Raw genomic sequence first — 3906 nt, 5'->3', positions numbered from 1 at the left:
ACCACTGACAAGTCGCTGTCGATATCGCTGTCGTTATCCAATACGTTGCCGGTGGCGACGGTATCTTCTGCAATGGTGTTGCTGTCGTTAGTAGCGATGGTGGGGGAATCATCGCTGCTCACTAATTCTGTTGTTGGTGTAAATTCAGGTTGTGAAATACCATCGGTATTAAAGCCTGCAGAGGCTATGGTTTGTGCTCCACTTCGACTTAAAGACACAAAATCAGAACCACCTTCATTACCTTGAGCACCACCTGCAGCTGTGTCTGGTAGCGCAGCAGTTGGATCGTCGCCAGCAGCTATAAGGGCCTGCAATTGCTCTATTTCATTTAATGCGTTGGTATCAGTCGCTGTTTCAATTTGCTCTGGTAGTACCTCTGCACTGTTATAGGTACTACCATCTTGATAGGCGATCTCAAGCGTAGATTCATCAGGGATTGAAACCTTTGTACCAGCAGGGACGTAGTCTCCAACATTAGCAACTTTACTTCCTGTATCCGATTGAATTGATACATTTCCTTGAGTATTTGTGACGTGTCCGTTTTTAGCTGTAACTAGTGATTTCATTCCTGCCCCCGCAGATTAAATAAATACAATCGTAACCAACTGGTTGTAATTGTTAGCGTACTTTTTCGCCAAGAATGAGATGTTAACAGTGATGTTGGCAATGGTCAATTTTTTGACGGAAAGGTCATGCTTAAGTATGGATAAAAGTTATTGCTTCTGGGTACTGAAACAAAAAGGCCAAACCTCTTAATGATTAGCTTGGCCTTCTATCGGACTATTTACGTAGCCATATTAAATTTTACGGTATGGTATCGATTATTAGATTTTCATTGTTAAGTAAGTTAGTGATCACTTGATTGTCGCTAAGTGAATTGTTATCCGTCAGGTCAACGTTTTCTAGGACAATAATCAGATCTGTCACACCATCGTGATTTGAATCTACGGATATTTCGGTGTTACCTCCACTAAAGTTAAACTCTAAGTATTGGTCTAAGGAGAAGGTACCCGTTTCTTCATCAATGAGAATACTTGAAAGATCCAACGCGTCGTAATTAACGTCAAAGTTGACAACCGTATCAGTGCTTCCGTCAGCAGAACCAAGATTCCACACGAATGTATCGCGGTCCGTATCGACACCACCATCCATTATGTCACTGCCAGTACCACCAATTAACACATCGCTGCCGAGGCCACCTATAAGTATATCGTCGTCCCCCTGCCCAAATAAGATATCGTTTCCGTTACCGCCATAGATGGTATCACCGCCATCGTCAGCACCCGAGATATCGAACTCGTCAGTATGTTCAGAGATATACCCATGGATTTCAACATCAGTAATATCATTAATGCTGATGTTGGTTTGAGTTGATACATATTCTTTTAAAGCATCATATCCCTGGGTATTGATACCCGTGAATTGAGCCAAGTCACCAAAGACGATATCGTGTCCATCACCAGCAGTGATCACATCGTTACCAGGAAGCAGACTGGATTGAAGAATTGCATCGGCGAGATTACTCACATCAACATTATTGAGGATCTGTCCGTCTGAGTCGAAGTTCTCAAGAACATTGCTATTAATATTATTACCGAGTCCAATTGCTTGTATTATCGATAATGCACTGAGTAGATTAAATGCCGCTAATCCGTTTTGGTAGCTACTGCCTGGAATGCCGCCATCGGAAGTTGGCCTACCGTCAGTAATGAAGTAGGTCAGGTTGGTACCGCTATTTTGAGATGCAAGCCCTGTGGCAAACCAATTATAAACCTCGTTAAAGGCAGCATAATAATTAGTTTGACCACCGCTACTCATAGATCTCATTGCATCACTTATCTGCGTCAAGACATCATTAGCTGTTAAGTCGATAGAGATAAGTGTTTGAGCTGAGCTAGCAAAATCGACTAAGAGAATATTTACCGTACCCGAATTAGGCTGACTTGCATTAGCCACAAGCTGTTCGATAACACTTAATATTTGAGCTTTTGCAGTATTAACGGCGGACTGGCCCATGCTTCCAGATGTATCAATAAGGAAGGCAATATTGTAGTCCTCTCCAGGAACAATACTTGTTGTATCGCTCACAATAAGGTCATTCCCGTCACTACCTTGGTGTGTATCATCCCCAGGATTAAGAGTCTGGTGATTAAATATCTCAATCTCAACCGCAGCGGTGTCGGTACCACCATTGCTATCACTTATTTCATAAGTAAACCTAACGGGTGCGGACCCATTACCATTGTGCTGATAGGTATAGGTTCCATCTTCTTGAATTGTTAACACACCGCCCGCAACATTAACGGTAGCAATGCCATTTACAAATGTAAGCTCTGCACCGTTGATATGAGTTACTTTGAGATTGTGTCCATTGGCATCGCTATCTGCCCCTGAGCCAGTATCATCAGTTATTACATTGGAGCTTATTACCCCGCCGCTATCGACTTTGTATGCATTATTAATGGCATTTGGTACATAATTATCTGGCGTTAGTGTGATATAAAAATGGCCGTTATTGTCATTAGTAAATGGTATTGCGTCGCCATCATTGTCTGTAGCAGTGTAGGCAAATTCAAGATCGATAGGGCTATTGAAAATAATGCCCGATGAAGATAGGCCATTTATTTGGAAATCTTCCCCATTAACATGGAAGATTTCAATCGACATAATTGCCAAACCATTGTGTTCTAACTCTTCAATCAGAAATATGCCATTTGTGGTTGTTATATTAACGACCTTTGTCGAATTGTCTGAGTAAGTAACTATGTATTGAATATCAGCAGAACCAGTATGGTTACCGTTGTTATTGGTTCCCAAATTAACTGCTAAAATACTCGTACCGTCAACGCCATACTCAATTTTAATTGACTCATTAGCACTGATGGAGGTTTGAGGGCCCACACCTATACCATGACTGTTGGAGTTGATCTGCGAAGATACTCCGTTAGTGTACCCAGTTATCGTCGAAATAACGCTGGCAGCTTGTCCATTTTGGGCATAGATAGAACCATCAAAATCTACGAAGTAGGTGAGGTTATTCCCAGCAGGAGCTGAGCCAATGTCGTAATTGACTATCGCTTCCTGATCCATTTCCTGAAGCAGAACAAATTGATAGTCGTAATGCCCATTACCGTCTAATACGGCCGTTAACGTAAATATGTCAACGCCATTAGCACTAGCTGTTAATGTATTACCACTCATCGTATAAACCAGATCATACCCATCGTGTTTTAAACCAGATGTAATAAGCTCAAAATTAACTTCGCCAAACCCATCAGCACCAGGATTGAAGAGATCGGCAGTGACTGTGCTGCCTACGCTATGGGAAATGTCATGGACCAAAGACTCATCAACTTGGTCTACTCCTGAATCATCTTCAATAGTGACACTCAAGGTTGTTGTTGCGTCGCCGGAGCCATCATTAATAGTAACTCCAAAGTTCAATAACATGATGTCTTCAATGCTATTCAGTTCATGATCTATAGGCCCAAGGAGATTGACGGTATAAGCAACGCTATATCCAGACACGTCTCCGCTTACTGAGCCAAGTACTATTGTCATGATAACTGTGTTACCCACTGAACCTGTTAGTGTATTCGTCTGGCTATCCCAACTCCAACTGACGAGTTGTTCATCTGAATATACATTAGTACTTGGACCAGACAATGAAACCGTAAAGGCACTGCTGTCAGAGGCGTCAGGATCTGTAAAGGTGATAACACCTCCATTTGTTTTCAAATCAGTTTGATCAGAAGGATCACCGATATTATCAATAATGCCAGCCAATAGACCTTCTTCAGATACAACAGTCGCCGCGGCATTAATCACGGGGAGATCATTGGTGCCAGTAATGGTGACCACCACGACTTGGGTGGCGGTGCCATTATTGTCATCATCAATGGTGAC

At 42.2% G+C, this 3906-nt stretch carries 2 protein-coding genes; both read right to left on the bottom strand.

Annotated features, from left to right (window positions below; all coding sequences use genetic code 11):
- Positions 1 to 566, bottom strand: a 566-nt coding sequence (locus L876_RS21945) for a retention module-containing protein (protein ID WP_037429043.1), incomplete at its 3' end; no start/stop codon positions are given.
- A 238-nt stretch (positions 567 to 804) separates the two neighbouring features.
- Positions 805 to 3906: VWA domain-containing protein (locus L876_RS21940; protein WP_037429039.1), on the bottom strand; the 3102-nt coding region annotated here is incomplete at its 5' end.

The sequence above is a fragment of the Shewanella colwelliana ATCC 39565 genome, assembly GCF_000518705.1.
GTDB classification, from domain to species: Bacteria; Pseudomonadota; Gammaproteobacteria; order Enterobacterales; family Shewanellaceae; genus Shewanella; species Shewanella colwelliana.
The sequence above is the reverse complement of the archived record's forward strand: the minus strand, read 5'-3'. Positions and strand labels throughout refer to the sequence as shown.